The sequence below is a fragment of the Nocardia sp. NPDC060220 genome (assembly GCF_042727815.1).
GTDB lineage: Bacteria > Actinomycetota > Actinomycetes > Mycobacteriales > Mycobacteriaceae > Nocardia.
Map to the genome: position 1 here is coordinate 1 of NZ_JBHWZY010000808.1, position 3,104 is coordinate 3,104.

Below are 3,104 nucleotides of genomic sequence, written 5' to 3' on the forward strand. Positions count from 1 at the left end.
ACACCTCCTACGAGGAGACCTTCGGCAGCGGCGGCACGGTCGCGTTCCTCTGTCTGGCCCCGAACTTCAAGGAGGGCAGCTGCTACAACGAGGGCATGATGTCCTGCTACAAGTTCGTGCCGTGCACCGCGTCCGATGCCAGCTTCAAGGTCGTCACCCGCGTCGACGGTCAGGTCGACGAGCAGCTGTGCGGCGAGGACGCCGACCAGGTGCTCGTGGTCAATGATCCGAAGATCACTTACTGCCTCGGCAGCGCCAAGGGCTGATCCCCACCCAGCACGCGAAAGCGCCCGAACTCGACAGGAGTTCGGGCGCTTTTCGTGTCTGCGAACCCTTATCGACGCATGAAGTCCGGGACGTTGATCTCGTCGTCGTCGTCACCTTCGCGCACTTCCGGGTTGTTGACCTGGTTCATCGCGCGCTCGGTGACCCGCTGACGCTCCGACTCCCGGTACCGCTCGGTATCGCGGTAGTTCGGCGCGGCGGCCCGGCCACCGGACACCCCGGCCGTGGCGGGCTCGGTGGGACGCGACGGCGCCTCCGACGGACGTCCCTGGCCGATCTCGCCCGCGCGGCCGGAACCGATGGGGTTCACCCCGGTCCGGCTGGTCGTGACCGCGCTGGGCTCCGAACTCCGCCGACACGGGCCGCCACCGTCGAATCCCGCGGCGATGACGGTGACTCGCACCTCGTCGCCGAGCGAATCGTCGATGACCGTACCGAAGATGATGTTGGCCTCGATGTGGGCCGCCTCCTGCACCAGCGAGGCCGCCTCGTTGATCTCGAACAGCCCGAGGTCGGAACCGCCCGCGATCGAGAGCAGCACGCCGTGCGCGCCGTCCATGGAGGCTTCGAGCAACGGCGAGTTGATCGCCGTCTCGGCCGCCTTCACCGAACGACCCTCGCCCCGCGCCGAGCCGATGCCCATGAGTGCCGATCCGGCACCCGACATCACGCTCTTGACGTCGGCGAAGTCGACGTTGATCAGGCCCGGGGTGGTGATCAGGTCGGTAATACCCTGAACACCGTTGAGTAGCACCTCATCCGCGGAGCGGAAGGCGTCCATCAGACTCACCGCGGCGTCGCCCAGCTGCAGCAGCCGGTCGTTCGGAATGACGATGAGGGTGTCGCACGACTCGCGAAGCAGGTTGATCCCTACCTCGGCCTGGTTCCCGCGCCGTTTTCCTTCGAAGGAGAACGGCCGGGTGACGACCCCTATAGTCAGGGCGCCCAACTTGCGGGCGATGCTGGCGACGACGGGGGCGCCACCGGTACCGGTGCCACCACCCTCGCCCGCCGTGACGAAGACCATGTCGGCGCCCTTGAGCACCTCTTCGATCTCGTCCTTGTGGTCCTCTGCGGCCTTGCGGCCGACTTCCGGATCGGCTCCGGCACCGAGGCCTCGGGTGAGCTCACGACCGACATCGAGTTTGACGTCGGCATCGCTCATCAGCAGGGCTTGCGCGTCGGTATTGACCGCGATGAACTCGACTCCCTTGAGTCCCTGTTCGATCATTCGGTTGACGGCGTTCACGCCGCCGCCGCCGATACCGACGACCTTGATCACTGCAAGGTAGTTGTGCGGGGGCGTCATGGGCTCTCGCCTTCCTTCGATCTTAAACCCTCAACCTCAACCATAGGGTTGGCGTTATGTCAAGTATCCGACTGCTGCGGAACGCTATTCGCAGCCACTGCGATCCCGGCGCAGGCGCGCCGAGATGAGAGCCAGAATCTTGTGCCACAAAGAATGTCGCTCACTTTACCGTGACCAGATTCGGACTCGAAACGTCGAACACGGTCCCCTCACGGGTCAGTAGTGGCAACACGACAGCAGCTTTGCGCTCACCGTCGCCCGTGCCGCCCCACACTACCTTCCTGCCATCGCGAAGGCTCAGCGAGACGTCCGAAATCGACCGTGCGACAACCTCGCCCACCTGCACCGACAAGGCGGGTGGCAGGGTGACCAGCACATCCACCGCGGCCCTGGCCGCCGCGGGCCCGGTGAACGAGCCCTCGGTGAGCAGTTTCGGGACTCCGATGGGTGATTCGGGCTCGATCGCGAATTCGACGCTCTCGGCGTCGACCAGATGGGCGCCGTCCGGCGCGTCGAAGTACACCACCGGTGTTCGCTCCACGACGGTGACCAGCACTGTCGAGGGGAATTTACGCTGCACCCGGACCGAACGCACCTTCGGGATCGCGGCGACGCGCTGGGCGATCGCGGTGGTATCGATCCGTAACATCGAACGCCCGTCCGGAATTTCGAGCCGACCACGCACGTCGGCCTCCGGTACCGCCGACAGCCCGTCGACGCGCACCGTGCGCACCGACAACGCCGGTGTGAACCAGGCCAGCACCACCAGCAGGCTCACCACGACCACCCCGACCACCGTCCAGAGACGGTAGCCGTGCCACCCGCGCGCGGCGGGCATCGGCAATCTCACCGGCCGCCCTGCTGCGGCCTGGCCCGCAGGCCGTCGAGGATCTGGCTGCCGAGCATCGTCACATCGCCCGCGCCCATGGTGATCACGACGTCACCGTCGCCCGCCAGCGCGGCGACTTGCTTGCCGACCTTGGACATATCCGGCTGGTAGTGCACGGGTGTGGTCACCGACTGGGCGACCAGCGCGCCGTTGACGCCGGGCAACGGGTCTTCCCTCGCGCCGTAGACGTCGAGAACGACCACCTCGTCGGCCAGGCTCAACGCGGTGCCGAACTCCGTGGCGAAAGTGGCGGTGCGGCTGTACAGATGCGGCTGGAACACCACGATCACCCGGCCACGCTGCAGGCGAGCGCCGTCCCGCGCTTCCTGGGCGACCAGTTGCGCGGCGGCCTCCAGCACCGCACGGACCTCGGTGGGGTGATGGGCGTAATCGTCGAAGACGCGCACCCCGTTCTCCCGGCCGGTGAACTGGAACCGGCGATGCACGCCGCCGAATCCCTCCAGACCCTGCACGATCTCGTCGATGTCGGCGCCGCTGGCGCGGGCGGCGAGCAGCGCGGCCAGCGCGTTGAGGGCCATGTGCCTGCCGGGCACCGACAGGCGCAACGACCGCGGGATGGTCTCGCCGTCGAGCTGAAACTCCACGATGCCGCCGACATCG

Annotated in this window: 3 protein-coding genes and 1 pseudogene; 1 reads left to right on the plus strand and 3 read right to left on the minus strand. The window is 66.9% G+C overall.

Annotated elements, in window-relative coordinates:
• A pseudogene (locus tag ACFWF3_RS30010) lies at nucleotides 1-266 on the plus strand (hypothetical protein); the annotation flags it as partial.
• Nucleotides 267-334: 68 nt separating this feature from the next.
• Here ACFWF3_RS30010 and ftsZ read toward each other — a convergent pair.
• The 3 genes from ftsZ to ACFWF3_RS30025 all read right to left on the minus strand — a co-directional run.
• Nucleotides 335-1,594 carry a cell division protein FtsZ gene (gene ftsZ / locus ACFWF3_RS30015; RefSeq protein ID WP_379317004.1) on the minus strand — a complete coding sequence of 420 codons (1,260 nt, stop codon included), beginning with the start codon at nucleotides 1,592-1,594 and terminating at the stop codon, nucleotides 335-337.
• A 160-nt stretch (nucleotides 1,595-1,754) separates the two neighbouring features.
• Nucleotides 1,755-2,432, minus strand: coding sequence for a cell division protein FtsQ/DivIB (locus ACFWF3_RS30020; RefSeq protein WP_378992686.1), 678 nt, complete (start codon nucleotides 2,430-2,432; stop codon nucleotides 1,755-1,757).
• Nucleotides 2,433-2,440: 8 nt separating this feature from the next.
• Nucleotides 2,441-3,104 (minus strand): glutamate ligase domain-containing protein (locus tag ACFWF3_RS30025; RefSeq protein WP_379317006.1); only part of this gene is annotated, 664 nt, incomplete at its 5' end.

Coding starts and splice junctions, on each gene's coding strand:
- ftsZ (WP_379317004.1), bottom strand. CDS start 1,594: ATGACGCCCCCGCACAACTACCTTGCAGTGATCAAGGTCGTCGGTATC.
- ACFWF3_RS30020 (WP_378992686.1), bottom strand. CDS start 2,432: ATGCCCGCCGCGCGCGGGTGGCACGGCTACCGTCTCTGGACGGTGGTC.